The 26,717-nt window shown below is 45.2% G+C and carries 25 protein-coding genes and 1 other RNA gene; 14 read left to right on the top strand and 12 right to left on the bottom strand.

Translation table 11 applies throughout. The annotated features are described in order from the left end of the window. Window position 1: 1 nt before the first annotated feature. The 3 genes from ACTQ53_RS08540 to ACTQ53_RS08530 all read left to right on the top strand — a co-directional run bounded on the left by ACTQ53_RS08540 (window position 2) and on the right by ACTQ53_RS08530 (window position 4,429). The gene (locus ACTQ53_RS08540) at window positions 2–1,264 is read left to right on the top strand and encodes a DUF4861 domain-containing protein (RefSeq protein WP_441932732.1); all 1,263 of its coding nucleotides are present in this window, start codon (window positions 2–4) and stop codon (window positions 1,262–1,264) included. A gap of 152 nt (window positions 1,265–1,416) precedes the next feature. Further along, window positions 1,417–2,235 carry a gliding motility protein GldB-related protein gene (locus ACTQ53_RS08535; RefSeq protein ID WP_441932731.1) on the top strand — a complete coding sequence of 273 codons (819 nt, stop codon included), beginning with the start codon at window positions 1,417–1,419 and terminating at the stop codon, window positions 2,233–2,235. A 1-nt stretch (window position 2,236) separates the two neighbouring features. Beyond that, window positions 2,237–4,429: a S9 family peptidase gene (locus tag ACTQ53_RS08530; protein WP_294970874.1), complete on the top strand. Its 2,193-nt coding sequence runs from the start codon at window positions 2,237–2,239 to the stop codon at window positions 4,427–4,429. 77 nt (window positions 4,430–4,506) lie between these two features. Here ACTQ53_RS08530 and ACTQ53_RS08525 read toward each other — a convergent pair whose 3' ends face one another. The 3 genes from ACTQ53_RS08525 to ACTQ53_RS08515 all read right to left on the bottom strand — a co-directional run bounded on the left by ACTQ53_RS08525 (window position 4,507) and on the right by ACTQ53_RS08515 (window position 7,694). Then, entirely contained in the window at window positions 4,507–5,163 is a 657-nt protein-coding gene (locus ACTQ53_RS08525) for a hypothetical protein (RefSeq protein WP_441932730.1), read from the bottom strand. A 48-nt stretch (window positions 5,164–5,211) separates the two neighbouring features. Next, a complete protein-coding gene (locus ACTQ53_RS08520) occupies window positions 5,212–6,072 on the bottom strand; it encodes a sigma-70 family RNA polymerase sigma factor (protein ID WP_441932729.1) in 861 nt (286 codons plus the stop codon). Window positions 6,073–6,230: 158 nt separating this feature from the next. Beyond that, on the bottom strand, window positions 6,231–7,694 hold the full coding sequence (locus ACTQ53_RS08515; RefSeq protein ID WP_441932728.1) for a trypsin-like peptidase domain-containing protein: 1,464 nt from the start codon (window positions 7,692–7,694) through the stop codon (window positions 6,231–6,233). A 442-nt stretch (window positions 7,695–8,136) separates the two neighbouring features. On the opposite strand from ACTQ53_RS08515, the gene rnpB reads away from it, so the two are divergent. From rnpB to ACTQ53_RS08500, 3 genes are all read left to right on the top strand, one after another. Next, window positions 8,137–8,577, top strand: an RNA gene (rnpB, locus tag ACTQ53_RS08510) — RNase P RNA component class A. A gap of 113 nt (window positions 8,578–8,690) precedes the next feature. Next, window positions 8,691–9,128, top strand: coding sequence for a hypothetical protein (locus ACTQ53_RS08505; RefSeq protein ID WP_441932727.1), 438 nt, complete (start codon window positions 8,691–8,693; stop codon window positions 9,126–9,128). Between the two features lie 44 nt (window positions 9,129–9,172). After that, on the top strand, window positions 9,173–9,580 hold the full coding sequence (locus ACTQ53_RS08500; RefSeq protein WP_294970883.1) for a YkvA family protein: 408 nt from the start codon (window positions 9,173–9,175) through the stop codon (window positions 9,578–9,580). Between the two features lie 172 nt (window positions 9,581–9,752). Here the strand turns inward: ACTQ53_RS08500 and ACTQ53_RS08495 are convergent, their stop codons facing one another. From ACTQ53_RS08495 to ACTQ53_RS08480, 4 genes are all read right to left on the bottom strand, one after another. Beyond that, the gene (locus ACTQ53_RS08495) at window positions 9,753–11,087 is read right to left on the bottom strand and encodes an NADP-specific glutamate dehydrogenase (RefSeq protein WP_294970885.1); all 1,335 of its coding nucleotides are present in this window, start codon (window positions 11,085–11,087) and stop codon (window positions 9,753–9,755) included. Between the two features lie 329 nt (window positions 11,088–11,416). Continuing rightward, window positions 11,417–11,548: a dehydrogenase gene (locus ACTQ53_RS08490; protein ID WP_153121841.1), complete on the bottom strand. Its 132-nt coding sequence runs from the start codon at window positions 11,546–11,548 to the stop codon at window positions 11,417–11,419. Between the two features lie 9 nt (window positions 11,549–11,557). Further along, window positions 11,558–12,994, bottom strand: a complete 1,437-nt coding sequence (locus tag ACTQ53_RS08485) for a DUF4270 domain-containing protein (protein ID WP_441932726.1) — start codon at window positions 12,992–12,994, stop codon at window positions 11,558–11,560. 61 nt (window positions 12,995–13,055) lie between these two features. Beyond that, window positions 13,056–13,868, bottom strand: a complete 813-nt coding sequence (locus tag ACTQ53_RS08480; RefSeq protein ID WP_295348403.1) for a glycogen/starch synthase — start codon at window positions 13,866–13,868, stop codon at window positions 13,056–13,058. Between the two features lie 175 nt (window positions 13,869–14,043). Here ACTQ53_RS08480 and panC point away from each other — a divergent pair, with 175 nt between their 5' ends. Both panC and panD read left to right on the top strand, forming a co-directional pair. Continuing rightward, window positions 14,044–14,895, top strand: a complete 852-nt coding sequence (panC, locus tag ACTQ53_RS08475) for a pantoate--beta-alanine ligase (protein ID WP_217760165.1) — start codon at window positions 14,044–14,046, stop codon at window positions 14,893–14,895. Between the two features lie 59 nt (window positions 14,896–14,954). Then, window positions 14,955–15,299: an aspartate 1-decarboxylase gene (gene panD, locus ACTQ53_RS08470; RefSeq protein ID WP_117692769.1), complete on the top strand. Its 345-nt coding sequence runs from the start codon at window positions 14,955–14,957 to the stop codon at window positions 15,297–15,299. Between the two features lie 290 nt (window positions 15,300–15,589). Here the strand turns inward: panD and ACTQ53_RS08465 are convergent, their stop codons facing one another. The 5 genes from ACTQ53_RS08465 to ACTQ53_RS08445 form a co-directional block, all read right to left on the bottom strand. Next, window positions 15,590–15,811 carry a phosphoadenosine phosphosulfate reductase domain-containing protein gene (locus tag ACTQ53_RS08465; protein ID WP_441932725.1) on the bottom strand — a complete coding sequence of 74 codons (222 nt, stop codon included), beginning with the start codon at window positions 15,809–15,811 and terminating at the stop codon, window positions 15,590–15,592. A 144-nt stretch (window positions 15,812–15,955) separates the two neighbouring features. Next, on the bottom strand, window positions 15,956–16,615 hold the full coding sequence (locus ACTQ53_RS08460) for an elongation factor 1-alpha C-terminal domain-related protein (RefSeq protein ID WP_441932724.1): 660 nt from the start codon (window positions 16,613–16,615) through the stop codon (window positions 15,956–15,958). A 6-nt stretch (window positions 16,616–16,621) separates the two neighbouring features. Beyond that, window positions 16,622–16,888, bottom strand: a complete 267-nt coding sequence (locus ACTQ53_RS08455) for a hypothetical protein (RefSeq protein WP_441932723.1) — start codon at window positions 16,886–16,888, stop codon at window positions 16,622–16,624. A gap of 55 nt (window positions 16,889–16,943) precedes the next feature. Beyond that, complete coding sequence (locus ACTQ53_RS08450) at window positions 16,944–20,414, bottom strand: AAA family ATPase (RefSeq protein WP_441932722.1); 3,471 nt, start codon at window positions 20,412–20,414, stop codon at window positions 16,944–16,946. Beyond that, a complete protein-coding gene (locus ACTQ53_RS08445; RefSeq protein ID WP_441932721.1) occupies window positions 20,411–21,799 on the bottom strand; it encodes an exonuclease SbcCD subunit D in 1,389 nt (462 codons plus the stop codon). The genes ACTQ53_RS08450 and ACTQ53_RS08445 overlap by 4 nt, the downstream gene beginning before the upstream one ends. A gap of 599 nt (window positions 21,800–22,398) precedes the next feature. On the opposite strand from ACTQ53_RS08445, the gene ACTQ53_RS08440 reads away from it, so the two are divergent. The 6 genes from ACTQ53_RS08440 (at window position 22,399) to ACTQ53_RS08415 (ending at window position 26,644) form a co-directional block, all read left to right on the top strand. After that, window positions 22,399–23,037, top strand: coding sequence for an HU family DNA-binding protein (locus ACTQ53_RS08440; protein WP_441932720.1), 639 nt, complete (start codon window positions 22,399–22,401; stop codon window positions 23,035–23,037). Window positions 23,038–23,113: 76 nt separating this feature from the next. Then, window positions 23,114–23,452: a nucleotidyltransferase domain-containing protein gene (locus ACTQ53_RS08435; protein ID WP_441932719.1), complete on the top strand. Its 339-nt coding sequence runs from the start codon at window positions 23,114–23,116 to the stop codon at window positions 23,450–23,452. Between the two features lie 95 nt (window positions 23,453–23,547). Then, the gene (locus tag ACTQ53_RS08430; RefSeq protein WP_153088385.1) at window positions 23,548–23,721 is read left to right on the top strand and encodes a hypothetical protein; all 174 of its coding nucleotides are present in this window, start codon (window positions 23,548–23,550) and stop codon (window positions 23,719–23,721) included. After that, window positions 23,708–24,148 carry a retroviral-like aspartic protease family protein gene (locus ACTQ53_RS08425; RefSeq protein WP_153137694.1) on the top strand — a complete coding sequence of 147 codons (441 nt, stop codon included), beginning with the start codon at window positions 23,708–23,710 and terminating at the stop codon, window positions 24,146–24,148. The genes ACTQ53_RS08430 and ACTQ53_RS08425 overlap by 14 nt, the downstream gene beginning before the upstream one ends. Window positions 24,149–24,648: 500 nt before the next feature. Beyond that, entirely contained in the window at window positions 24,649–26,499 is a 1,851-nt protein-coding gene (locus ACTQ53_RS08420) for a site-specific DNA-methyltransferase (protein WP_441932718.1), read from the top strand. A gap of 13 nt (window positions 26,500–26,512) precedes the next feature. Next, complete coding sequence (locus ACTQ53_RS08415; RefSeq protein ID WP_441932717.1) at window positions 26,513–26,644, top strand: hypothetical protein; 132 nt, start codon at window positions 26,513–26,515, stop codon at window positions 26,642–26,644. Window positions 26,645–26,717 lie beyond the last annotated feature (73 nt).

The following is a 26,717-nucleotide window of genomic DNA, read 5'->3' as shown; positions in this document are numbered from 1 at the left end:
TATGATGAAGAAACAAACAATGAAGAAACAAATGATGCTGGCGCTGGTATCGCTCTTTGCCATATCAGTCCAGGCACAGGCGAATTTTGAAGTGTCGGTATCCAATCCTTCCAAGTCGGCTAAGACCGATGCTCCGGTGGTTATTGACCTCAGTAAGTTGGGAGCTATTGGTGATATTCAGCGTGCCGTGGTAACCGTTGACGGTAAGGAGATTCCTTCTCAGCTCGATGACACCAACCGTGATTGTACCAACGATGAACTCTGTTTCCTGGTTGATCTCGGCAAGAAAGAGACTAAGACCTATCAGGTGCAGCTCTTCCAGGAGGGTGTGCAGGCGAAGTATCCAGCCCGTACCTTTGCAGAACTCTGTCTGCCTAGCAAGAACAAGAAGCTTGCCAAGAACAAGCAGGACATCTATCTGCGTAGTATCTCCTTCGACAAGAAAACCAAGGATTGCTATCACTATGTTCATTCTCATGGTGTCTGCTTTGAGAGCGATCTGGTGGCTATGCGCGTTTATTTCGATAACCGCCAGACTATCGACCTCTATGGAAAGATCAATAAGGGCTTGGTTGTTTATGATACCCAGTTCTATCCAAGCGATGAACAGTTGGCTGCCGGTTCGGGTGATGACTGTCTCTGGGTTGGTAATACCTACGGACTCGGTGCCTTGCGTGGTTGGGATGGAACCAATCAGGTATTGCTGAACGATGTGAAATATCAGGAGCAGCGTGTCATCTCCGAGGGTCCGCTTCGTGCCATCGTAGAGGTGGTAGATAATGGATGGGTTCCGGCTCCGGGATTGAAGCCGGTGAATGCAATCATCCGATATACCATCTATGCGGGTCATCGCGATTTCGATGTGGATGTATTCTTCAATAAGGATGCCTCTGATTATCTCTTTGCTACGGGACTTATCAATGTGAAGGGTTCTAGCGAGTTTTCTGACAATAAGGGGTTGCGAGGATGCTATGGCAGCGACTGGCCAACAGGCAAGGACGATGGCAAGCATAAGTTGGAAACGGTAGGCTTGGGCATCTATGTTCCTCAGACAGCTTTGGTCAGTCAGGAGCCTGCCAACAAGGATGTTTATACCCAGGTAGTAAAGCCAGCAGGCAACCGCCTGAGCTATAAGCTAGCCTATACCAGTGCCAATGAAACCTATGGTTTCAAGGGTGAAAAGGAATGGTATCAGTGGTTGAAAGACTGGAAGAAGCAGATAGAAGAACCTGTTAAGGTTTCTGTATCTTGCACTATCCGATAGCCGGAATGTTGCACAAATAGCCAATAATGGGTAAAAATGTAAGCGTTTTGCCCATTATTGGCTTTTCTTTTTATTTTTTTAGCTAAAACGCTTGGTTTTTATCATTTTTTTTTAGTATTTTTGCAGACGTAATCAGAAGACAGTGAATTTAAGTGAAAAGATTTTTTTATTATATTGTCATATTAGCAATTTTGCTTCTGCATTCGGCTTGTGAATATAAGTTCAAGTCGAACGAGGGGGGTGACGCTGCACCGCTCACGGTGCACCGCTATGACCGTTTGCAAAGCCGATATCTGACTACTGGTGATTTCTCTGCACTCCAGCAGATGAATACCGACTATCCGATAGAAACCCGTACCCTTATAGAGAAGATGTTGCAGCTAGGTACCATTACCGATGCCAATATCAGCAACCGTTTCCTGATGTTTTATCAGGATTCCACCCTTCAGTCGCTGATAGCTGATGCCGAGGCAGCCTATGCCAATATGGATGATATCAACAAGCAGCTGGTTTCCTCTTTCGAGCGTCTGCGACATTGGATTCCCGAATTACATCCGCCTATCTTCTATTCACAGATAGGTGCGTTGGACCAGAGCATCGTCGTGGGTGAGCATTCGGTTGGAATCTCGCTCGATAAGTATTTGGGAAGTGACTATCCGCTTTATAAGAAATACTATACTGTGCAGCAGCGCAGTACGATGACAAGAGAATATATCGTGCCCGACTGTCTGACGTTCTATCTGCTCAGTCTGTATCCGATGGCAAACTTTGATAACCGTCCGCAGCTAGACCGTGACTTGCATATGGGCAAGATCATGTGGGTAGTGAATAAGGCTATGGGTAAGACGGTATTTCAGTCAAAATACGTAAGAACGATTAATTCATTTACAAAACGTTATCCCAAGGTAACCGTGAAACAGTTGCTCGAAGACGAGGATTACTCGCCTATCGAGGCTTTACATAAAGATTAAAATGAAGAAAATAACAACATTTATCGCAACAATCATGATGGTATCTGCCCTGCAGGCAGCCGAGAAATTGGATTTGAAGTCTATTACTTCCGGCGCATTTAATCCTGCTTATGTATCAGGTATCAACCCTATTGAGGGCACCGACTTGTATGCTAATATCAGCAGTAATGGCAAGCAGGTGGTAAGTTATTCATTCAAGACTGGTAAGCAGGTAGCTGTATTGCTCGATCTGGATGCTTCCAATGCTCCTTTCAATTATATCGACGGCTACGTGATGAGCCCAGACAGCAAGAAAATCCTGGTGATGACAAACCGAAAGGCGGTATATCGCCGTTCTTTCAAGGCTGAATATTTCATTTATGACGTGGCTGCCAAGAGTTTTAAGAAACTCTCGGAAGGTGCTGAACAGCAGGTAGCTACATGGTCGCCTGATTCACGCCATATCGCTTTCGTCAAGGATAACAACATCTTTATCTCGGATGGAGAGAAGGAAGTTCAGGTTACCAAGGACGGTAAGTTTAACGAGGTAATCAATGGTATTCCTGATTGGGTTTACGAAGAGGAGTTTGCCTTCAACCGTGCTTTTGCATGGAATGCTGACGGTACTTCTATCGGATGGATCCGCTTTGATGAGAGCCATGTGAAGACTTATTCCCTGCAGCTCTTCGAGGGCAGTCATCCTACCAACAGCCAGTATCATGTCTATCCTGGTGAGTATTCCTACAAGTATCCTAAGGCTGGTCAGGACAATTCCAAGGTGAGTCTCTGGAGCTATAATCTGAAGAGCGGTAAGGTGATTTCGCTCGATGTTCCTGTTGATTCAGACGGCTATTATCCACGTATCAAGACATCTCCTGATGCCAACAGTCTGATTGTTTATACCATGAACCGTCATCAGGACGATATGCGTCTCTATTCCGTGAATCCTTTCACAGGCAAGAGTAAGCAGCTGATTAAGGAAAGCGTGCCTAAGTTTGTCAAGGAAGAAGTGGTAGAGAACAGTATTGTGGGCAAGAAGAATATTCTGCTTCCTAGCGACCGCGATGGATATATGCACCTCTATCTCTATGATATGAACGGTAAGCTGATTCGTCAGGTAGAGAAGGGTAACTACGATGTAACCAGTATCTATGGTATGAACGAGAAGACTGGCGATGTCTATTTCCAGGCAGCCAAGTTGAACGCTCACGACCGTCAGGTTTATGTGGCTCATAAGAATGGCAAGGTTGAGCGCCTTACTGATGCAGAGGGTTCCAATGCCGCTATCTTCTCTGGTGATTACCGTTACTTCGTGAACACATGGAGCTCTTATGCCCATCCTTATGTCTTCACGGTTCGCAGCAACAAGGGTAAGGTCATCAAGATGTTGGAAGATAACAAGAAACTCCTCGAAAAGACCAAGCAGTATAACTGGGGTAAGCGTGAGACTTTCTCTTTCACCACTTCCGAGGGCGTGAAGCTTGATGGATGGATGGTTAAGCCTGTAGATTTTGATGCCAGCAAGAAGTATCCTGTTATCCTCTTCCAGTATTCTGGTCCGGGCAGTCAGCAGGTTCTTGATGCTTGGAGCACCGGCAGTATGGGTAGCGGTGGCGCCTTCGATTATTACCTGGCTCAGGAGGGCTTCATCGTAGCATGTGTTGACGGTCGTGGAACCGGTGGCCGTGGTGCTGAATTTGAAAAGTGTACTTATCTCCGTTTGGGTGATCTGGAGTCAAAGGACCAGGTTGAGACAGCTCTCTATATGGGCAGTCTGCCATACGTAGACAAGGATAATATCGGTATCTGGGGTTGGAGTTATGGTGGTTTCAATACCTTGATGAGTATGAGTGAAGGTCGCCCTGTATTCAAGGCAGGTGTGGCTGTAGCGCCTCCTACCTGTTACCGTTACTATGACAGTGTTTATACCGAGCGTTATATGCGCACTCCTCAGGAGAATGAGGATGGCTATAAGGTGAATCCGATAGAGCGTGCTGCCCAGCAGCATGGAGCCTTGTTGATTTGTCATGGTCTGGCAGATGATAATGTTCATCCACAGAATACCTTCGAGTATGCCGAGTCATTGGTTCAGGCAGACAAGGACTTCAAGGAAATCTGGTATACCAACCGTAACCATGGTATCTCTGGTGGCAATACCCGCAATCATCTGTTGCGCCAGATTTGCAATTGGTTTAAGCAACATATGCAGAAGTAAGCGCGCCTCGAATGGGGTAAAACAAAATAGCCCAGGGTAAAGAACCCTGGGCCTTTCATTTTCCTATATTGTTATTATTATTTCTTTTCTTTCTGCATTTTCTTCTGCATTTTCTTTTCCAGTTTTGCCTCAGCTTTGGCTTTCTTCAGTTCAGCATTAGCCTGTTTGATTTTCTGCTTCTGCTTCTTCATGTCAGCCTTGTGCTTCTTAGCTTCAGCCTTTGCCTGCAGCTTTTCTGCCTTGATTTCAGCCTTGGTCTTAGGCTCTTCAAAGGAAGTAGGGGCAATACCTACGAAATGGAAATTCTCCTTTTCGATGGTCTTAACCAACCATGGAGTAGGTAGATCCTTTGGCTTCTCACCGCTCTTCAGGCGCTGAGCCTTTGGCTTGCGAGTATATTTACTGTAAAGTTTCAGCCATTTCTTCTCCGCTTTCTTCTTGTTGATGTCATAGATGACAGCGCAGGTTCTGTATCCAGCACCCTGCTGCTCCAGATAGTCTCTCAACTGGAAAGAATAGTTGTTTCTGCTTACCAGGAAATTTGCTCTTCCTACGAAGTAGGCTGAGTCTACTTGCTGAACTCCAGTAATGTATACTGTAGAATCATTGAATGATGATGCGAAACCGAAGATATATGCGGTTTTCGGATCATTTTTTGCAGCGTTGGCCATGGACGAAAACCCCACAGCCATTACCATTGCTGCTAAAGCTAATTTTCTAATATTCATTTTCATATTCCTATTTCAGATGCTGTCTTCTATAGGATTCAGCCTTTCTCATGCTTATCCCAAGTAAGATTTCAGCAGTTTATTTTTCGTATTATGACGTATTCGGCGAATGGCCTTCTCTTTGATTTGGCGCACGCGCTCTCGGGTCAGGTTATATTTTACGCCTATTTCTTCCAGTGTCAGTTCGGGTTCACCGATACCAAAGAAGGCCTTTATGACTTTCTGCTCCCTATCACTGAGAAGCTTGATCATTCGCTCCACTTCCGTTCTGAGTGATTCCTTGACCAGCTCATTGTCCGTTGTAGGATAGTCTGGGTTTGTCATGGAGTCAACAATACTGCCTTCTTCGCCATTGACGAAAGGAGCATCCACGCTGACTTCGTGGCTGTTGGCATTCATGGCATCCGCAATCTTATCTTCCGGCATGTCGATGCGTTCAGCCATCTCGTTGATGCTAGGTTTGCGTTCGTATTCCTGTTCAAATTTATATGCTTCTTTCATGATTCTGGTTACGCTTCCCACCTGATTGAGGGGCAGGCGCACCAATCTGCTCTGCTCGGCAATAGCCTGCAGAATACTCTGTCTGATCCACCATACAGCATAAGAAATGAACTTAAAGCCACGGGTGTCATCAAATTTTTCGGCAGCCTTAATGAGGCCAAGGTTACCTTCGTTGATAAGGTCTGGCAAACTCAAGCCCTGGTTTTGATATTGCTTAGCTACGGAAACCACGAATCTCAGATTAGCTTTGCATAGTCTTTCCAACGCTTTTTTATCACCTTTCCTTATTTTTTGAGCCAATTCTACTTCTTGTTCCGTAGTAAGAAGCTCTTCATGACCAATCTCTTGGAGATATTTTTCTAACGATGCGCTTTCACGATTCGTTATAGATTTTGTTATTTTAAGCTGTCTCATGGTAGAGTTTAATTTTATGTTATTGCAAAAGTACGCTTTTTGTTTGAAATAACAAAAAAAATAGCAGATATTTTTGAAAATACCTGCTATTTTGTCATTTTTTATCATTTCAGAAGAGGTAATTTCTTTTCTCTTCTCCTAAAAGCTGTTTGCAATATTTAGTCTTTCTGCAATGGAACTGCAAAGTATGCCTTCTTGCCTGTTGGCCAGATGCCCTGGATATAGAGCACAGGATCCTTGCTGGTTGAAGCACTCTTCACTGCCTTCTGCAGGTCGTCGAGTGAACTGATATTGCTGTCGTTGATGCGCTGGATGATGAATCCGCGTGAAATGCCGGCATCCTTCAGAGCACCGTTGCTCACCTTCATTATCTCTACGCCATACTTGATGTTGAGCTGATCCTTCATGCTCTGTGTGACAGGACGGAAGGTTCCACCGAGAACATCGAGGTCTGCGCTCTTGATGACTGAAGTATTGCCCTGGGCATTCTTCAAGGTAATGGTCTTGGTGATGGTCTTCTTGTTGCGCAGGTAGGTGATGCTCATCTTGTCGCCAGGACGCTTGCCGTTGAGAGCCTCCTGCAGCTCAGCCATCTTGGTTACCTTCTTGCCGTCTACCTTGGTGATGACATCGCCTTCCTTCAAGTCGGCAGATGCACCGTTGCCGTCCTCGTCTACCTTGGCAATATATACACCCTCGTTGGTTCCGAGATCCACTTCCTTGCCATTCTCCTTCTGTGCATTGATGTAATTGAGGACATCGCTGCCCTGGATGCTCAGCATGACGCGCTGTACGCTGCCATACTTCTTGATATCATCAACCACCTTGTTCATGATAGAGGTTGGGATGGCAAAACCGTAACCTGCGTATGAACCGGTCTGGGAATAGAGCATGGCATTGATACCTACCAGTTCGCCCTTAGTGTTAACCAAAGCACCACCTGAGTTACCTGCGTTGATGGCAGCATCGGTCTGGATGAAGCTCTCCACGCCGTTGGCACCGAGTGTACGTGCCTTGGCAGAGATGATACCTGCTGTTACAGTATTGTTGAGGCCGAATGGATTGCCCACTGCTATAACCCACTCACCAACCTTTACGTTATCGCTGTTGGCGATAGGAAGAGTAGGGAGGTTCTTGCCTTCAATCTTGATCAGGGCAAGGTCGGTAGTCTTGTCGGTTCCGATGATGCGGGCAGAGAACTCACGGTTGTCGTTCAATGTTACTGTCAATTCGTCAGCACCTTCTACAACGTGGTTGTTGGTCACGATATAGCCGTCAGTACTGATGATGACACCCGAACCGGTAGCTTCGCGCTTAGGGGTCTGAACCTGCTGCTTGCGTGTGCCTCCCTGACCTGGATTTCCGAAGAAGCCGAATGGGTCGAAGAATCCTCCGAACGGATCGCTTTCAACTTCTACGGTCTTTACCTTAGAGTTCTGTACGTATTTGATATGTACCACGGCAGGCAGAGCCTTTTCTGCTGCGAATGTCAAGTCAACTGGCTGACCAGAAGTTGTTGCAGTAGCTGATGTTGCCGCGTTAACCTTCATGAATGAACCTGCAGAGAATGCGAGTGAACCTACGCACAATGCAGCGATTACGTAATTTGTTACTTTTTTCATGTCTCTTATTTTTTTTTTATTTTCTATTCTTTGTTTTAAGCAGTAGCTAAAAGTGTGCCAATCTGTTTCTGTGGCAATAGCTGTTGCTTTTCGGTTGCAAATATAGAGTCATTTTCTGATATACGTTCATTTCTGCTTCGTTTTTTATTCGGTTTTAACATTTAAAATTAACACTTTAACGGCTGTTAAACAAGGAATGCCCTATTTTTACAAATATTCAGTACTTCTGTAGCTTTTCTTACTTCTGCATACGAAACTAAAAAATAGAAATACTTTAATATTTGCAAATTAAAACCCGCAGAAATCTCTGTTTATTTGAGCTTCTTTCCCCTTCCTTCCGTTCTCTTTGTTCGAAAAGAGAGGCAAAAAAGGCAAAAGAGATAAAAAAAATGGAGATAAATTTTCCTTTCTTCTTTTTTTTTCTTACCTTTGCATATCGAAAGCAGTGCTCCGGCTTGTCGCTGGCATTCCGTTATTGGCGTGCGAGAGGAAAGTCCGGGCAGCATAGGGCATCCCACTTCCGAAACTAGAAGCTATTGGTGACAGTAGGTGTCGGTAGAAGAAAATAACCGCCCGAAACTTATTCCGTAGCGGTGAAGCTTGCTTCATCGTGGTTTAGTGTCGGGTAAGGGTGAGAAGGTGGTGTAAGAGACCACCAGCTGGCGGGTAATCGTCAGGCTGTACCATCTGGGAGCTGTAAGCTCATGTATACCGCAGATTGAGGGCGGCTCGTCCGATTGTTCCTTCGGGAACTGCTGTGGAGGGTAGAGTGCTTGAGCCCAGGGGTGACTCTGGGACTAGATAAATGACAAGCGCCTGCATTTCTTTGTTCTCTTACCATTTATTGCAGGTACAGAACTCGGCTTATAGGGGCACTGCTTTCTTTATTTTAGTTCTTTTGCATCATTACCTGTTTATATCTGAAGGTGTAATACCTTATTATATAATAACAAGCATGATGTTGTATTTCAAACAATTTAAAACACAAACAAGATTATGGAACTCAAAGAACCGGAGAAGCAGATATTAGATGATTTTGAACACAAGGTGACTGGAAAGATTGACAAGTATGGCGATGAGCCTGATTTCCCTAAGTTGGAGAATTACGGCATCACCCGCATGGATCTTGACGATTACCTTTTTGATAAGCAGGCGATATTGGATATGGGTGGCTCCAAGCGTACCCAGCTCACTGTGGGTGGTTTCATCACCGTGATTCCTGTATTGATATTGTCATGTTTCCCTGATAAGTCGCCTATCTATGAGAATGGCAAGGCGCTTACCACCGTCATTGCCATCATCATCGGCTTGCTGCTGGCTTGCTTTGCCAAGTCGCTTCTCCAGATGATCATCCTTTTCCGTGTCAACAAGCACAAGGATGCAAAGATGGAAACTTACATCAAGGCTGTACTCTTCTACGAGCCGAGAGCATAGCCTTGTAAAAACTATAAATTGTTAATTAATAATTATAAATTAATATGACATTACCAGATTTTATGGATTACAAGGACAAGTTCACTCAGAGTGCATTTGTCGAGAAGATTTCGCATATCGCTAAGCGTGCGGGTGCCAAGATGGTATATGCCGCACTCATTCTGTATTATACATTGGAGAGCGATAAGGTGGCTTTTAAGGATAAGGCAATTATTATTGCAGCCTTGGGTTATCTGATTAGTCCGTTGGACGTGATTCCTGATGCCATTCCTATCGCTGGTTTGGGCGATGATCTGGCTGTATTGCTCTATGTGCTCCATAAGGTTTGGGGCGATGTGTCAGAGGATGCCAAGAAGAAAGCACAGGAAAAGCTTTCCAGATGGTTTGATGAGGATGAAATCCCTGCCATCGATGAGCTCTTCAAGGATAATCCAGAGGATACTCCGGTATAATAGGAAACTTCTATTGCTAAATAATAAAAGCTCCATCTGCACATTGCAGATGGAGCTTTTATCGTAAGATAGTAAGTCTTGCAACTTACTATCCTTTTTTTCTATCTAGTTATTTATTGACCAACTGTTTTATGTTGATGATTTGACCTTAATCTCTCTTATGTATTCTATTTTATACGATACCCTGAGCCATCATAGCCTTAGCCACCTTCAGGAAGCCTGCTACGTTAGCACCCTTTACATAGTTGATGTAACCATCAGGCTCTGTACCATACTTCACGCAGTTAGCGTGGATATCGTTCATGATATCGTGGAGCTTGGCATCAACCTCCTCACGAGACCACTTCAAGCGCTCAGAGTTCTGGCTCATCTCAAGACCTGATACTGCAACACCACCAGCGTTGGCAGCCTTACCTGGAGAGTAGAGAATCTTAGCATCCTGGAATACCTTGATAGCCTCTGGAGTAGTTGGCATGTTAGCACCCTCGCTTACAGCGATAACGCCGTTGGCAACCAATGCCTTAGCAGCCTCCTCGTTGATTTCGTTCTGAGTAGCTGATGGGAGAGCGATGTCTGCCTTCTCAAACCAAGGCTTAGCACCCTCTACATACTTAACGCCGTATTTCTCAGCATATTCCTTGATACGTCCACGCTCTACGTTCTTGAGCTCCATGATGTAGTCGAGCTTCTCGCGGTCGATACCGTCTGGATCGTAGATGTAACCGTCAGAGTCAGAACATGTAACAGGCTTAGCACCCAACTGGAGCAACTTCTCCATGGTGTACTGAGCTACGTTACCAGAACCTGAAACCAAGACTGTCTTGCCCTTGATGTCGATGTTCTTTGTAGCGAGCATGTTGCAGAGGAAGTAAACGTTACCGTAACCTGTAGCCTCAGGACGGATGAGAGAACCACCGAACTCCTGACCCTTACCGGTCAAGACACCCTGGAACTGGTGAGTCAACTTCTTGTACATACCGAAGAGATAACCAACCTCACGGCCACCAACACCGATGTCTCCTGCAGGAACGTCCTCGTCTGGACCCATGTGACGGTAAAGCTCAGTCATGAAAGCCTGGCAGAAACGCATCACCTCGTTGTTGCTCTTGCCACGTGGAGAGAAGTCGGAACCACCCTTTGCACCACCCATTGGGAGAGTAGTAAGAGAGTTCTTGAAAGTCTGCTCGAAAGCAAGGAACTTCAGGATACCCAAGTTTACAGACTTGTGGAAGCGAAGACCTCCCTTGTAAGGGCCGATCACGTTGTTGTGCTGTATGCGGTAACCCATGTTAGTCTGAACGTTGCCCTTGTCGTCTACCCATGATACGCGGAACTCAATCACGCGATCTGGAATGCAAAGGCGCTCGATGAGGTTTGCCTTCTCAAACTCAGGGTGCTTGTTGTACTCTTCCTCGATAGTACCGAGAACCTGACTAACTGCCTGAATGTACTCAGGCTCATTTGGGAATCTTCTTTGGAGATTCGCGATTACTTCAGATGCTTTCATAATCTTTTTATCTTTTATTGTGTTTAAATCTATTTTTCCTATTTCTGTTTGCAAAGATATAGTTTTTTCTTGGAATAACCAACAAAAAGAAAGAAAAAATAAAGAAAAAGTAGAAAAAAGTCACTTTTTTAACTTTTCGTAAAGGTTAATGTCGTATAATTGTGTACGTACACCTTATTATATATAGAAAAAACTGATATCATGAATAGGGAAAGAATGACATCTGGGATGGAAGATAAGAACAACAAAAAATCCCAATAAGCAGTTGCGAGCCATAGTCGTAATCGCCTATCGGGATTTCATTTTATTGTTGAATGTGATTTTGTATTTTACAGTGCTTCATCGTCAGGTCGCTGAAGGGCTGGCTGCTTTATCTTGGGAAGGTGCTTCTTCCTTCTGAGCCATGCTGCCTTTCGCTTCTCGTAGTCCTCGCGATGTCGCTCAAGAAAATTATCTGCCATGTCGTCTGATTATTCTTCCTTAAACTTACTATAGATTACCTTGATCTTGATAGGGCTGTTCTGCTTCGTGCCCTTCTGGAGGCGGGTAGAAGTAAGTGCCATATCATGATTGATCTTGGTGATTACAGTAGCGTTGTTCAGTGTGCTGGTTGTTACCGTTACCGGTACCAGTACCACCTTGTTCCAGTTAGGATGCTCTTTCGCCCAGTTGGCATTCTTCTTTTCGCCCTCAGCCTTGTTCTTGTACATCACAGAGATGAGGTTACTGATGTTGTTGAATGTAAAGGCATTGTTCACGGTAGAACCGGTCTTGCTGTAGCTGGCTGTATACGAGGTACGGTTGTCTGTAATCTTGTTCTTCTCGAAGAAACTGTTCAGACTATCTTTCTGTACCATCAGGATGGTAGAAGGCACATCAAACTGATATTTGTTGTTGTTATCAGTATTGTTGAGTCGTGGGAACGAGATGGTAGCTGTGTTGAGCGTATCTTTCTCATGTCCCTTCATGATTTCCTCTACAGGCAGGGTGACTTCGGTGAAGATTCCTGCAGGTGATTTGATGTAAGTGCACGACTCCTCAGCAGCCAACTGAGCCAGCTTGCTGGCATCATTGGTAATCTTGTTCAGCTGCAATACCTCCTCGGTTCCATCGAAACGATGATAGCCATGACCTACGGCTGTACTGTCTGTAACGCCATCAGAAGCCTTGATCTGCTTACTGCGGGTCCAATAGAACTGAAGCTCGGTGTTCCAGATGTTAGCCACGTTGCCTACACCGCCCACGCTCTTGATGTAGAAGCCTGGGCATACGTTGTGAATGAAGCGGTAGCTGGTCTCGAAATACTCAGGATGCTCATAATAGGTCTGCATGATGTAAGAACCGTAGTTCTTGTAGGTCTTGCCGTCCTTGGTATATGGCTTATTGAGATAAATCTTGAAGTAAGTTACATAATCGCTGAGCCGATAGGTGGCACTAGTCTGGAAATTGTCTTTGTTGACATATCCATCGGCAAAGGCATCAAAGTCTGAGAGATAGTTGGAACTCTCCGGCATCGCCTTGGTCATCTCGTAAGCTGTCACCTTCATAGGGGCGAGGGTATCGCCGTATGTGCTCTTGTAAGAGACGAGCAGGTAGCAGGAGTCTGCTTCTATTCTGCCACCGTTGGCATTCTGGATATACTGCAGGGTGTCGATGTCGAAATTAGGAAGTACGCCAAACTGGCTCATGTAATCGCCCGAAACGTATGTACCCGTCTCCGGGTCCTTTACTTTTCCTATCAAGCCGGAGTTGCTTCTGTTGAGCACCGGACCTGCAACTAGAGAATTGGTAGCAACATCGAAAACAGCGTTAGAGATGTTGATGTTGTCTACATTGTTAGTGATGCTACCACCGATGTTCTCGGTGGTGTCATCACATGCAGCGAAAGTTATCGCTGCTATCATCATAACCGTAAATAATCTAAGAATTTTCATTATCCTTGATAAATTGTATACTAATACCTAAACTTTATTCCTCGTCTGGGCATACCTCGTTGATGAGCTTGGCATATGGTTCAGCAAAGTCATCGCCAGGAAAACGGAGTAAAGGCTTGTTCTTGTCTTCTGCATACTTGATGAGCTCTGCATTGACGCCTTCTGCTGCTTCTACCACGCCGTCGCTGTAGTCGATGGCCATTTTGGCGAGTTCAACGAAGTTGAAGTTGTCACCATATTCTGTGAGCTTGTCTGGTGTAGCTTCGCGGTACTCCACGCACTGCTTGAAGTTGTGACCTAATGAGCCCTTCAGTTCGCTAGGGTAGATAGCACAAATCACCTTTGAATCAGCAAATGAAGGTTCTTCAGCATATGCAGTCTTGATATAGAAAGGAACCACTGCGCTTACCCATCCTTGGCAAACGATGACATCTGGCTGCCAGCGCAGCTTCTTGACTGTTTCCAGTACGCCACGTGCGAAGAAGATGGCACGCTCACCATTGTCTGTGTATTCCACGCCCTTCTCGTCGGTACTCATTTGTCGACGGTTGAAGTAGTCGTCGTTATCTATGAAATAGATTTGCTGACGTGTTGTTGGTATAGATGCTACCTTGATGATCAGAGGGTGATCAGAATCATCAATGATAAGGTTCATACCAGACAGGCGGATCACCTCATGCAATTGTCCGCGACGCTCGTTGATTGTGCCCCATTTAGGCATAAATGTGCGAATCTCAAAACCTGCTTCCTGCATCTTCTGAGGTAGTTCGCGTCCCATGATTGACATGTGAGTCTCGGCTACGTATGGGTCGACCTCCTGATTGATAAATAGTACTTTCTTTGCCATAAAACTTAAATTTTATTCTTACGAATTACGTGCAAAGGTACAAAAAAAAATCCAAATATTGGCATTTTTTCTTTTAAAAAGGGGTTTTTCGACGATTATTCGCTTTTTTTTAGGTTTTTTCTTTCTTATTTCAGAAAAAAGTTGTTATTTTGCACCCCGAAACAGAATTAAGAAGATGAAAGTATTCAATAAGATTGTTGACCTCCAGAACGAACTCTTCGATCGTCGCAAGGAGGGAAAGGAAATAGGCCTCGTGCCAACTATGGGCGCTCTTCATGAGGGTCATGCCTCTTTGGTGAAGCGCAGTGTAAAGGAAAACGGTGTTACTGTGGTGTCTGTTTTCCTGAATCCTACTCAGTTTAATGACAAGGGTGATCTGGAACGTTATCCTCGCACTCTTGATGCCGACTGCAAGCTCATCGAGGCTTGTGGTGCTGACTACGTTTTTGCTCCTTCTGTAGAGGAGATGTATCCCACACCTGATACCCGCCACTTCGAGTTTCCTCCGGTTTCTACCGTGATGGAGGGTGCCAAGCGTCCAGGCCATTTCAATGGTGTTTGCCAGGTGGTAAGCCGCCTGTTCTATATCGTTCGTCCTACCCGTGCTTATTTCGGTGAGAAGGATTGGCAGCAGATTGCTGTCATCAAGCAGCTAGTGAAGTATATCAACAGCGATGTGAAGATTGTGGAGTGTCCTATCATCCGTGATGAGGATGGTTTGGCTAAGAGCAGCCGCAATACTTTGCTGGCTCCTGATGAGCGTGCCATTGCGCCAAACATCTATAAGGCCCTGAAGGAGAGTGTGGAGTATGCCAAGTCTCATACCGTACAGGAAACTCACGATAAGGTGGTTGCCGACATCAATGCTGTAGAGGGTCTGGAGGTAGAGTATTTCCAGATTGTGGATGGCGACAGTCTGCAGGATGTCGCTTCATGGGAGGATAGCGCCTATGTGGTAGGTTGCATCACCGTTTATTGCGGTAAGACTCCTATCCGTCTCATCGACCATATCAAGTATAAGGGATAATTCCTCGATAGATTTCTTTATTAAGTTTAATCCGTAACAGATCAAGTAATAACAGAACAATGCAGATAGAAGTATTGAAGAGTAAGCTCCATTGTGTGACCGTAACTGAGGCTAACCTGAATTATATGGGCAGCATCACCATCGATGAGGACTTGATGGACGCTGCTAATCTGATAGCAGGCGAGAAGGTTCAGATTGTAGACAACAACAATGGTGAGCGCTTGGAGACCTATATTATCAAGGGTGAGCGTGGCAGCGGTTGTATCTGCCTGAACGGTGCTGCAGCCCGCAAGGTGCAGGTGGGCGATACCGTCATCATCATCGCTTATGCCCTGATGGACTTTGAGGAGGCTAAGACCTTCAAGCCTACCGTGGTTTTCCCAAAAGAGGGAAACAAGGTTTAAATATCGTATGGATGATATAGTATCGTATAATGATTGGTTATCTCCTATGATGAGAAATGAATATGCGTTCCTGTGGATAGATGAATCCGTAGGAACGCATATTTGCTTTAAGTCTCTTTTGGAGTTGTTTTAAGTCTCTTTTGGAGTTGTTTTAAGTCTCTTTTGGAGTTGGTTTAAGTCTTACGTAACGTTTATCTAAGCCTTAAACCAACTCCAGAAGAGCCTTGTTTAGATTTCTGTTTATACCTTGTTTTTAGAGAAATGAGCCATCATGTATCTGCCGCCGAAACTCAACACCAATACGATGATGGTGAGTACCACGGCTGCAGCGTAGGCTCTGTTCTGAACATCCTCCTGCGGGGGCGCTCAAAACCGATGCTCGGATATCCCTTGTCCTGCAGCTTGTTATAAGGCACATGGTGCTTCTTTACATATTGCTCCACATCCTCTTCGCTCCAGTTGCTGAGCGGGTTCACCTTAATCAGGTTATGAATGTCGTTCTTGTTCATCATATATTTCTTCTGGCACGGATTACACGGATTTTTCTTTTCATCTCAAATACCGAAATCCGTTAGGCGTTCCGACGGATTTGCAATCCGTCGTTAAAAAACGTCTTAACCTCTTTGTTTTGCGGATTTGCAATCCGCCCTTATTCTTCACTTAATAAGTCCCGCTCCCACGGTCTCGTTCGTATCCGGGTCAATGAAGATGAGACTGCCTGTTACCTTATTCTCCGTATATTTATCGAATACCAATGGGTTGGCGGTGTGGATAGTGATTTCGGCAATATCGTTCATCTTCAATTCCGATACATCCTCTTCCTTCTCCAAGGTGTTGATGTTGCGGCGATAGTTGATGCTGCGAATCAAGCCCTGGGTCTCGAAGGTTGCCTGACGGATTACGTATTTGTTTCTTACGGCAGCTGGGCGCTCATTGAACCAGCATACATCCAGCGTGATATCCTGTTCGATGCCAGGCTGCTTCTCGTCTGCCTTCACGAGGGTGTCGCCACGTGAAATGTTGATATCATCGTTCAGCGTCAGGGTAATGCTCATAGGGGCATAAGCCTCCTCCAGGTGTTCCTCTACGAAGTCGATGCTCTTCACGGTGCTCTCCGTGCCCGATGGCAATACTCTTATCTTATCGCCCGGACGGATGATGCCGCCGCTCACTCTGCCCGCATAACCTCGGTAGTCTGGGAACTGGCTGCTGATAGGACGAATCACATCATACCAAGGAGTCTTATCGCTCTTGTTCACCACGTTGTCGCCATCCTTGGCGCTGATTGGGATAAACACCACGTTCTTGATATCCAATGCCTCCTACATCTTCTTGTAGTCGGCAACAATCTTGTCGTATACATCTTTACTGAAATCAACAAGGTCCATCTTGTTGATAGCCACCAGGATATGTGGTATGCCGAGCAGCGATAAACTTGCGTTTCGGTGTGGCGAAATAGCGGTAAGCCACATCGATTGTGATGCCCTGTTCGCTTTTCTGGGTGCAAAGGTACTGCGATTTCCCCACTTGGGCAATACCACCATACAGGGAGTAAAGAACATACCATACATTTGGTATAAGGCTGCCAAACGTATGGTATGTATGATGGATAAGGATGTGTGTCCTATATATAATAAGGTGTAATTATGGATAGATCTCGATATGGCTGCTGCCGGAGTTGCCATTCTTGATAATCCTTATCTGGGTGGTGATGCGCTCGCTCATCGTGTCGGTATGACTGATGACGCCCACCTTCTTGCCTTGCGAACTTTGCAGCATGGCGAGGGAGTCGATGACGGTGGCTAGGGTATCAGGGTCGAGAGTTCCGAAGCCTTCGTCGATGAACAGGTTCTCGAAGGAGATGTTGCGGGAGGATAATGCAGACAGTCCCAAGGCTAGACCGAGACTCACGATGAAGGTTTCGCCACCTGATAGGGAGGTGGTGTCTCGGATATCGTCGGCACGGTCGTGGTCGATGACTCTGATGCCCAGCGAATGCTTTACCTGCTGCAGTTCGTAACGGCTGTTGAACTTTCTGATTTCCTGGTTGGCGTGCGCTATCAGGAAACTGAGCGTATAGCATTGGGCTATCTTGCGCAGCGTCTTGCCGTCTGCTCCGATGGCATCCGTGATGGCTGTCCAGTCATCCTTTTCCTGTGTTACGAGATTCAGAGCCTCAGCCTTGTCGCCCAACTGCTTCACGGCTTCCTGATGGTTCTGCATCCTGGCGTTGGCAGCAATCAGTTCGTTGCGCTGGCTTCTCTCCTGATACTCCTGCTGAATGGCTAGGAGAGCATCACGGCTTTGGGCAGGCTGATGTTCCAAATGCTGCTGATGCGCCTTTTCTGCGCTCTGGTAAAGAGCGGTAGTTGAAGCCACTGCTTTCTCCTTTTCGTCCTTTTCCCGACGGATAGCATTCCAATCTTCGGCAGAGTGAAGCATCTCTCCGATGGTATTTCTGTCGATGAAGCGTGGTCTGATGCCTCTTTCCTCGATGCCTTTTTCTTTAGAATCAGTCTCTTCTGAGTCTTTTCCTTCGTTGCTCTTTTCTTCAAGCTGTTTGTTATATTCCTCAATCCAAAGGTCGAGTTTCTTTTCCTTCGCCAGCAGATTCTCTTTCATCGTCTTGTTCTGAGACAGCATGGTTTGATGCGAACCTTTACTGTTGGCGAGTTCAGCTTTCAGTTTGTTGATATTCTCGTTCTGAGTATCTGCTGCTTTCGTAGCCTCATCCTTTGCTGCTGTCAGTCTTTGTTCTGCCGCATCAGGTTCTTCTCCATTCAGAATCTGCTTATATTTCTCCAGCCATTCCTCCATTTCCTTCTTGGCACTATTCCATGTCTGAAGGGCTTTCCCGTAAGCCTCCTCCTTACTCTTCTGCTGTGAGATGAGGTTGGTGGTAAGTGCTTTTTGCTCAGCCAGTTTTGTTGCGCAGGTTGAAGTATTTTCCTGGACTTTGTTCTGTATAGTAGAAGCCTTGCTTTCATACGCAGCTTCATCCTTCACAGCCTTATCCTTGAGTTGGGTCAGCCGTTCTATCTCTTTCTGAATCTTGTTAAACAGGCTCAGTTTGCTGCTCGCATCTTTCGCCTTGTTTTCATAGATAGGCAAGAGCGATTTCAGTTCTGCCTCTGCCTTTGGAATCTTTGGATACTGGGCGATGAGTGCCTTCCATTCCTCTTCGTAGCTGGCGATTTCTCCCGAGAGCTTTTCCTGTTGTTTCTGGAGCGTCTGTACTTCGCCGTCGTTCTGTTTTCTCTCGCCGGAAAGATCCTTCTCCTCTTTCTGCTGCAGTTTCAGCAGATTTTCCTTGACTTTCAGAAGTTGCGAGAGTTCCGTGGTGGCTTCCTCAAACTGTCTGTTGTCGGTATGATAAGGATGGGTCGTGCTGCCGCAGAGCGGACAAGGTTTGCCTTCGGTCAGGTTGGCACGATGAATCTCCCATTTCTCGCTCACCATGAGGGTATAGGCATTTCTCAGCGTCAGGGTCTCTTGGGTCAGAGCCTCGATGGTCAACTTGCTCAGGGCTTCATCTATCTCCGCATTTCTCTTGCCCAAGAGCTGAATCCGCTCCTCATTCTTCTGCTTTTCTGTTGTGGCAGTATCGAGATGAGCCACAACCTTGATGGCTTGCTGGACATCCTGCAGTTTCCTGTCAGCTACAGTCTTGCTGTTCTGCAGTTCCTCTATGTTCTGTCCGGCAGTCTTATTTCTTTCCGTCTCCCAAGCCTGTTCTGCGGCTTGCGTCGCTTCGTGCAGAACCTGTTTCTGCTTGGCAATCTCTTCCTTTGTCGTTTTGAGGGCAAGGTTCGCTTTCTCCGTTTCAGCTTCCCATTTTTTGATGTTTCGGGCGTTTTCCTCCAAGTCTTTCTGGGCAGTTAGGTTCTCTTTCTGCGCCAACTCCAATGCCTCTTTCTTTTCTTTCAGATTCGGCATTGCCGCTTCCATTTTGGTTTTCAGCGTCTTTGCTTCAGCGATGACCGGCAGCGCCTTTTCCAGCTGTTCCTGTGCCTTGCCGACTGCTTCCTTCAGACTGGCGAGAGTTTTCTCGCTTTCGCTGATGGCAGACTCTTGGCTTTTGATGTTTCCTTCCGCTTTCAGGATGTTTTCTTCCTGTTCGTGGATGCTTTGCGTCTGTCGTTCTACTTCCTGCAGCTGGTTGACAGCTGGCTGTACTTCATCGTGCAACTGCAGACGGAGAATCTGGGCTTGCATTGCTTTAATGGCATCTGCTGCTTGCTCCATATCAGTCTGGCAGATAGCGATTTGTTTGGTTTGCTTATCGTTTTCCTCAAACCATTGCAGGTCTTTCGAGATGGCTTGCAACTGGCTGTCGAGTTCCTTCTCAGCCTTTTCCAGGCGGTCGATTTCCTCCTTCAGTTGGGCGAGTTCTTCATCGTTCAGCAGGTTCTGTTTTACGGCTTCCACCGATGCAGCCATCTGGTTGTAGGCATCCGTTGCCTGGTCTTTCGCCTTCTTGATTTCAGTAGCGATGTTCGTATAAGTTTCCTCGCATCCGATGAGCTTTTCCAGGAGTTCGTACCGCTCGTTTTCCTTCGCCGTCAGGAAGTTGGCAAACGAGCCTTGGGCGATGAGTACGGTACGGAGAAACTGGTCGTAGTCGAGTCCGATGATATTCGGCAGCTCGTTCCAGTCGGCAGCTTCCTCTGTTATCTCTTCGCCGTTTCTCGTGATTTTATAAAGCGCAGTCTTGGCGTTCTCGTAGCGCACTCTCTGGAATCTGACGTGCCATTCTGCGCGGTAGATGCTGCCGTTGTTGGCAAGGAAGGTGAGTTTGCTGTAGCCTTCCTTCTTGCCACGTGTCAGGATGTTTCTACTGTCGGTAGGAGCCAGACGGTTACTTTCGCTGGCATCGGCAGCTCCGAAAATCTCGATGTTCTGGTTCTTGTCGCCTTTCTTCCTGGGGTAGCGAGGGGCGCGGTTGTAGAGAGCCAGACAGATAGCGTCGAGTAGGGTAGACTTGCCACTTCCCGTCGGACCTACGATGCTGAAGATGGTACTCTCGCCTAAGGCACCTTCTTCAAAGTTGATGACCTCGCCTCCCTGTTTGTCAAGCGAAGCGAGGTTGAGTATTTCGAGTTGTAGGAATTTCATAATGATGATGTCGTTAATAAATCGGATAACATTTTCTCCTGTCTTTCGTTCATCGGAGCGTTGTGTCTGATGGCGAAGGCTTCCTTCAGCGTGTCGAGCGGAGGACGGTTGATGATGTCTTCTATGCTGGTGATGTGCTGGGAACCCTGGATGGTGGAGAGGTCCAGTTGCGGGATGATGCGCTGGATTTTGCAGAGCACGGCATCCTTTTCGTTGACGAGTTTCTCCAGTTCCTTGATGTCATCGCTGGTCAGTTTCTCCTGTTTCACCTTCAGCATCACGTAGTCGAAATGGTCGCTCAGTTCGCCGTCTGTTCTCTCCGAGAGTTCAGAATTGATGAGCTTCTGCCATTTCTTGAAGGTCAGCTCTTCCTCATCTTCGGGCAGGATGCGGAGGGAATGCTGAGGCTTGTATTCCAGAAAATCTACTTTCCATTCCTTGCTCTTGCCTTTGCAGTTTTCCTTTTCTTTCTCTTCTTCTTCCTTCATTCCCTCTTCTTTCTTTTTCATTCCCTCTTCTTCTTCCTTCGCTTCCATTTCCTCCTTTTCTCCCTTGTCACATCCGATGGTGATGAGGTCGATGCCGTGGGTGTAGTCTTTCTCGGCAAACGACATCGGGAGGATACTTCCCGTATATCTTGCCCAGTCGGTGTTCCAGATATGTTGCCGTTTGTGGATGTGTCCGCAAGTCATATAGTCGGGATGGTCGTTCCATCCTTCCAGGTCCACTTCCTCCTGTCCGCCGATGATGATTTTCTCGCTCGCATCCTTCTTGGCGATATCCGAACCCTTGGCGTACATGTGTGCCATCATGATGCACTTCCTGCCCGGATATTTCTTTCGAGCCTCAGCCGTCAGTTCTCTCAGAAAGTCGTTGACTCCCTGCGAGTAGCTGGCGTTCTGCACCACATCGCTTCTTAGGAAAGGTACGGCGAGGATGATGACTTCTTCTCCTTCCTCGTTGGTTACGGGGATGATGAGGTCATCGAAGGAATAGATCCAATGTCCGCCGGTTTTATCATCGTCCCCGCTTTCTGCCTGCTGCCAGATTTTCCTTACGTTTCCTCTTATTTCCACGTGGTATCGGGTGAGCAGCGGACGGGGAGCCTCCAGTCGGCTGGCGGAATCGTGGTTGCCGGCGGTAATGATGACCTGCATGTTAGGGCACAGTTGGGTCGCATCGGCAAGAAACTCGTAATAAACGGTCTGTGCCGCTGCCGATGGATTTCCGTTATCGAAGATGTCTCCTGCGATGAGGAGAGCATCGGGTTTTTGTCCAGCTATCTGCTCCAGGAGCCATTTCAGGAAATGCTTGTGTTCCGGCAGGCGGTCGTTGCCGTGAAACAGGTTGCCCAGGTGCCAGTCGCTGGTTGCTAATATCTTCATACTCATAAGAATGTCTAATCTTAATTCAAGTTTCGCAAGTGAGGGAATTAATTGAAGTTAAAGAAGTTATCACTCCCTACGGTCGTTCGGGAAGTTAAGAGACAATAGTCTTTTGGCGTAAAACGTAGGACATTTGTCCCTTAACTTCCCTCTAACTTCTCTAACTTCCCTTAACTTCCCCATATGTGAAAGTTCTGTCTTAGTCTTGCAATCCTTTAGCCTTTTGCTTGCAATCTGACTACAAAGTTAACACAATTATTTGGGATACGCAAAGAAATAAGCTCAAAAAACGAAGAATTATGGCCGGAAAAGTAAAGATATTCAGGAAAAGTCTTGTTTTATATCTGATAATGTTGTATCTTTGCAAGGTAGAAATCTTCGTTCATAAACATTGAATGTCCGTTCAGTGTCTTTGAACGGCGGTTCATAGACTTTGAATGTCGGTTCAATGTCTATGAACGGAGATTTCTCCTAGGATTAAATACTTTTCTTCCTAGGTTTGTGGTCTTTTCTTCTTAAGTATAACAATAAATACTATAGGATGTAAAGGCTGTTGCAATAAGAAATACTAATAAACTAAAATAGGAAAGGAAACTGATATGGCTAAGTACAAATTGCAGGAAATGGGGGATATGCGCTATGATGGAAAGCGCAGAGTTTATCCTAAGATGGTGACCAACCGTACACTATCCCGAAAAGAGTTCGTCAAGATGATGCAGAACTACCATCGCGGTATTTCGGAAAGTACCACGGAGGCTGTATTGACCGATGTGGTTGATATGCTGACAGATATGCTCTCCATGGGTTACAACGTGAATCTGGAAGGTTTCGGCACCTTCTCCCTCTCCCTCGCTTTCGAGGATGAGAAGCCTAGGGAAATTCTGAATCCAGATGATAAGATGACGTACCGCAAGGTGGGAGTGAAAGACATCAACTTCAAGGCGTCTCCTGAGTTTATCAAGGAGGTGAAGCGTGAAACCGACCGTGACCTGGAGCGTGATATGGGTGGTGTAAAGGTTATCCGTAAGCAGCTCTATTCCAAGGAAGAGCGCATCGCCCGAGCCCTGGAGGTGATAGAGAAGAACGGAGTCCTCACCCTAGGCGATTATGCTTCCATCAACAACCTGAGCCGTACTTCCGCCTCTATGGAACTGAAGGAACTGACAAATGACAAGACTTCGCCGATAGATTCACTAGGCCGCGGCAGCCATAAGGTTTGGGTAAAGAGAAAAGAATAAATGCAAATATCTCTCAGAATATTTGTTAGTTTCAATTCTTTTTCGTATTTTTGCGGTGTAATTAAATGATAGTGTTATGACGACAATAACAAGGGAACATCTTGAAGATGAGGTACTCAAGTCGATTCAGAAGAAAGCGGAGTCGATTATGCCGAAAGATGCCAAGGTTATCCTTTTCGGGTCAAGGGCTAGAAGGGATGCTAAAGCAGATTCCGACTGGGACATCCTTGTGCTTTTGAACAAGGATAAGATAGATGGGCAGGATCATGATAATTACACCTATCCTCTTTGGGAATTGGGATGGCAAATCAATCAGATGATTCACCCGATAGTGTATTCGATGAAGGATTGGCAGAGCAAAAAGGGCAGTCCATTTTATAATAATGTAGAAGAGGAAGGACTGCAGTTATGTTAATATTTTGTTAAAGGTGCGTGTTAATAGTCTTATTTATAGGAAAATATGTAATTTTGCACTGTTAAATAGATGTTTAATTTAAAGTCCAAATAATTATGGAGCAGATTACTATAGATTTTAAGAACGCTTTTGATTGTTCCAAGAAGGAAAAGTCGAAGGTTTGTCGCTCTGGCTATGTACGTGTGGTTCGTTTTATGGATGATAAGAAGCATACTAGACCACAAATGTATGAGGGCGATTTGTTGGAGGTTTTGAATGGCAGCTTATAATTTTGAAAGCAAGGGATTGGTAGATGCCATTCTGACGCCAATAGCAGTCTGTGAGGCTGTAGAAATGAATGAGAGTATTGTTGTGCCTAAGATATTTCGCTCTTCTAATTGCATGTGGGATACAGGGGCGACTAATACGCTTATATCTCAAAAGGTAGTTGATGATTTGGGACTAAAGCCTTATGGTGTATGCTTGGTCTCAGATAATACAACAACAGAGAAACGTGAAACGTTTTTGGTTCATTTAGGCTTACCGACAGGAACAACAGCGTTAAACGTAGAAGCGATGTTAACGTTGAGTGAAGATTATGATGTTGTAATAGGAATGGACATTATTAGTTTATGTGATTTCTGCTTTACAAACAAAGATAACGCAAGTTGTTTCTCGTTACGCCATCCTTCGAACGAGAAAATTATTTTAAAATGATAAATATCTTTGGGATTTGCAAGAAACTTTCCGATTTTCTTGCAAATCCCAATTCTTTTTCGTACTTTTGCAGTTGTCTTGCCGTGGATGGCTGGCGATGAGTCGCCGGCTAAGTAAAAGTCCATGGCTTGGCCTATTTTAAATTGAAGACGTTTGCTTGACGTTTCTTCTGACCTGTAGAAACCTGGAAAATTTCAAATCATGTTCAGAATGAGACTGCGGTGGGCGTCTACCCACTGTGTATATACACATGGCATAGGTGTGCCCCTTCGACTGAGGGGGTACGCTCTGTGCTATCATATATATACCTGTTTGGCGTAGGCTTCTGTTGCTTCTTATCTTTGACATGAAAGGCTTTTCCAGGGCCGCTACAGGCAAGGATGGGGCTAAAGGTAATCAGATTCCTACGCCTACATTTTATAATAGCAATCCTATATCTAATAATCTTCTCTACTTAGGGAGTCGGTGGAGCACGGAAAAGGGGAGGAATGTACACCGTTATGGCGAAGAAAATTGATTTGGGTGCTTTGCGCCAACAGATATTAGAACTTCAGATAGATAAGGAGTTAAAGCATGATTTGTTGGAGGTTATCAATGAGAAGAAGCATTATGGACTTGTATGGGAAGAAAGCTCAGAAGCGGCTTGGGACGACATGCAAGACAAACTTCCTGTTTTTGTTGAGGATGCCACCAAGCGTTTGGATTCTGCGCCAGAAGGTTCGCCTAATCATGTGTTGATAGAAGGTGATAACCTCAATGCTCTTGCTGCTCTTACTTATGCTTATGCAGGGAAGATTGATGTAATTTATATCGATCCTCCTTATAACACAGGTAATAAAGACTTTATCTACAATGACTCTTTTGTAGATAAAGATGATAGCTTTCGCCATTCTAAATGGTTGTCGTTTATGAGTAGAAGGTTAATTGTTTCTAAAAACTTACTTGCAGACAATGGAGTAATATTCATTTCTATTGATGATAATGAACAAGCTCAGTTAAAACTTTTATGTGATAAGTTATTTGGAGCAAATAATTATATAGCACAATTTATTTGGAAAAAAAAGCAAGGAGGAGGTAACGATTCAAGTAATGTTGTTACGGAACACGAGTATGTGTTGTGTTATGCAAAACGTTTGTTAAATGGCAAAATAATAGGGCTCGATAGAAATTATCAATTGGATAAAGCTTTATATCCATACAAAGACGATAAAGGAGAATACGGATTGGTTACATTAGATAAGGCTTCTATTCAAATTAGTCAGTCCTTAATATATGAGATAATAGGTCCTGATGGGACAAAATATTATCCTCGTGTAGTTAAAGGAAAACAATCTTGTTGGCGATGGAGTAAAGCAAAAGTGGCAAAGCAATATAATGAACTTGTTTTTAAAAATGGAAAGGTATATACTAAATATTATAGACCTGAAGGTATTACGCCCAAGAGTCTTTTAATTGATGCAATTTATGGTCGAACGGAAAGTGGAAACGATGATATTAAAGAAATATTTGGCAATAAACCTTTTGGATATCCAAAACCATTGTTGTTGCTAAAACATTTGATATCAATAACAAAAGGAAAAGACTCCACTATCCTCGACTTCTTCGCTGGCTCAGGCACCACTCTCCACGCAACAATGCAATTGAACTCAGAAGACGGCGGTCATCGCAAATGTATCTTAGTGACCAACAACGAGAATAACATTTGCGAAAAAGTAACCTACGAGCGAAACAAACGAGTCATTAATGGTTATACGAACCAGAAGGGTGAAGAAGTCCCTGGCTTGACTCGCAATAATCTTCGTTATTATAAAACGGAGTTTGTGCCTCGTGACCAAAGCAGCAGTAAGAGTCGTCGAGCATTGATGGCTTCTCTCGTTGACCTCCTCTGCATCAAGAACAATATCTATCAAGAGCAAGAAACATTTGGAGGCAAGAAATTTAAGAAGAACGTATTGCGCTATTTTAAGGATGAGGCTGGACAGATGCTTGTTGTCCTCGACGAGCGTGTAGTCAGTATTATCATTCCGATGATAGCTGAGGTTGCGACTAGGCAGAATCCTTTGAAGGTTTATGTTTATAGTGATGGCGCATACGCTTATGAGGACGAATTCCATAAAGTCATGCCTGTTATAGAACTGTGTGCCATGCCAGATGCTTTCTTGCAAGCTTTAGAAGGTGGAACGGATATTCTGCCAAAGCAAAAGTATAGTGAGGCTATGATGAAAGAGTTTCAGCAAAACGAGGCACTCGCCATGCAAAACGAGGAGGTTGTGAAAGAAGCTCTCAGCGATGACTATGATTATGTGCCAAAGGAGAAAGAAGATAATGTTACTAATGACATAATAGAATAAGGAGGTAACGAAAATGATAGAACTACGAGATTACCAGAAAAAGGCGGTACGAGAACTGAAACAGAAGATGATTGAAATGCTCAATGATTCTGAAGACCGCCAAAAGTGGGGGTGTAATTTAAACTGTGTCAAGGCTTGTTCTTAACTTTCATTCCCACTCCCTGCTGGGGGCATGCCCCCAGCAGGGAAGCCTTTTCGGCTGCAAAGTTACATAATTT

This window comes from Prevotella sp. Sow4_E9_plate (assembly GCF_052116205.1).
In the GTDB taxonomy this organism is placed as follows: Bacteria; Bacteroidota; Bacteroidia; order Bacteroidales; family Bacteroidaceae; genus Prevotella.
The sequence above is the reverse complement of the archived record's forward strand: the minus strand, read 5'-3'. Positions and strand labels throughout refer to the sequence as shown.

Bases quoted from the DNA above. Each gene is read 5' to 3' on its own strand.
- ACTQ53_RS08500 (WP_294970883.1), top strand. From the start codon at position 9,173: ATGACATTACCAGATTTTATGGATTACAAGGACAAGTTCACTCAGAGT.
- ACTQ53_RS08525 (WP_441932730.1), bottom strand. From the start codon at position 5,163: ATGAAAATGAATATTAGAAAATTAGCTTTAGCAGCAATGGTAATGGCT.
- ACTQ53_RS08430 (WP_153088385.1), top strand. From the start codon at position 23,548: ATGGAGCAGATTACTATAGATTTTAAGAACGCTTTTGATTGTTCCAAG.
- ACTQ53_RS08495 (WP_294970885.1), bottom strand. From the start codon at position 11,087: ATGAAAGCATCTGAAGTAATCGCGAATCTCCAAAGAAGATTCCCAAAT.
- ACTQ53_RS08450 (WP_441932722.1), bottom strand. From the start codon at position 20,414: ATGAAATTCCTACAACTCGAAATACTCAACCTCGCTTCGCTTGACAAA.
- ACTQ53_RS08520 (WP_441932729.1), bottom strand. From the start codon at position 6,072: ATGAGACAGCTTAAAATAACAAAATCTATAACGAATCGTGAAAGCGCA.
- ACTQ53_RS08445 (WP_441932721.1), bottom strand. From the start codon at position 21,799: ATGAAGATATTAGCAACCAGCGACTGGCACCTGGGCAACCTGTTTCAC.
- panD (WP_117692769.1), top strand. From the start codon at position 14,955: ATGCAGATAGAAGTATTGAAGAGTAAGCTCCATTGTGTGACCGTAACT.
- ACTQ53_RS08415 (WP_441932717.1), top strand. From the start codon at position 26,513: ATGATAGAACTACGAGATTACCAGAAAAAGGCGGTACGAGAACTGAAA.
- ACTQ53_RS08490 (WP_153121841.1), bottom strand. From the start codon at position 11,548: ATGGCAGATAATTTTCTTGAGCGACATCGCGAGGACTACGAGAAGCGA.
- ACTQ53_RS08435 (WP_441932719.1), top strand. From the start codon at position 23,114: ATGACGACAATAACAAGGGAACATCTTGAAGATGAGGTACTCAAGTCG.
- ACTQ53_RS08420 (WP_441932718.1), top strand. From the start codon at position 24,649: ATGGCGAAGAAAATTGATTTGGGTGCTTTGCGCCAACAGATATTAGAA.
- ACTQ53_RS08540 (WP_441932732.1), top strand. From the start codon at position 2: ATGATGAAGAAACAAACAATGAAGAAACAAATGATGCTGGCGCTGGTA.
- ACTQ53_RS08485 (WP_441932726.1), bottom strand. From the start codon at position 12,994: ATGATGATAGCAGCGATAACTTTCGCTGCATGTGATGACACCACCGAG.
- ACTQ53_RS08465 (WP_441932725.1), bottom strand. From the start codon at position 15,811: ATGATGAACAAGAACGACATTCATAACCTGATTAAGGTGAACCCGCTC.
- panC (WP_217760165.1), top strand. From the start codon at position 14,044: ATGAAAGTATTCAATAAGATTGTTGACCTCCAGAACGAACTCTTCGAT.
- ACTQ53_RS08480 (WP_295348403.1), bottom strand. From the start codon at position 13,868: ATGGCAAAGAAAGTACTATTTATCAATCAGGAGGTCGACCCATACGTA.
- ACTQ53_RS08530 (WP_294970874.1), top strand. From the start codon at position 2,237: ATGAAGAAAATAACAACATTTATCGCAACAATCATGATGGTATCTGCC.
- ACTQ53_RS08515 (WP_441932728.1), bottom strand. From the start codon at position 7,694: ATGAAAAAAGTAACAAATTACGTAATCGCTGCATTGTGCGTAGGTTCA.
- ACTQ53_RS08505 (WP_441932727.1), top strand. From the start codon at position 8,691: ATGGAACTCAAAGAACCGGAGAAGCAGATATTAGATGATTTTGAACAC.
- ACTQ53_RS08425 (WP_153137694.1), top strand. From the start codon at position 23,708: ATGGCAGCTTATAATTTTGAAAGCAAGGGATTGGTAGATGCCATTCTG.
- ACTQ53_RS08440 (WP_441932720.1), top strand. From the start codon at position 22,399: ATGGCTAAGTACAAATTGCAGGAAATGGGGGATATGCGCTATGATGGA.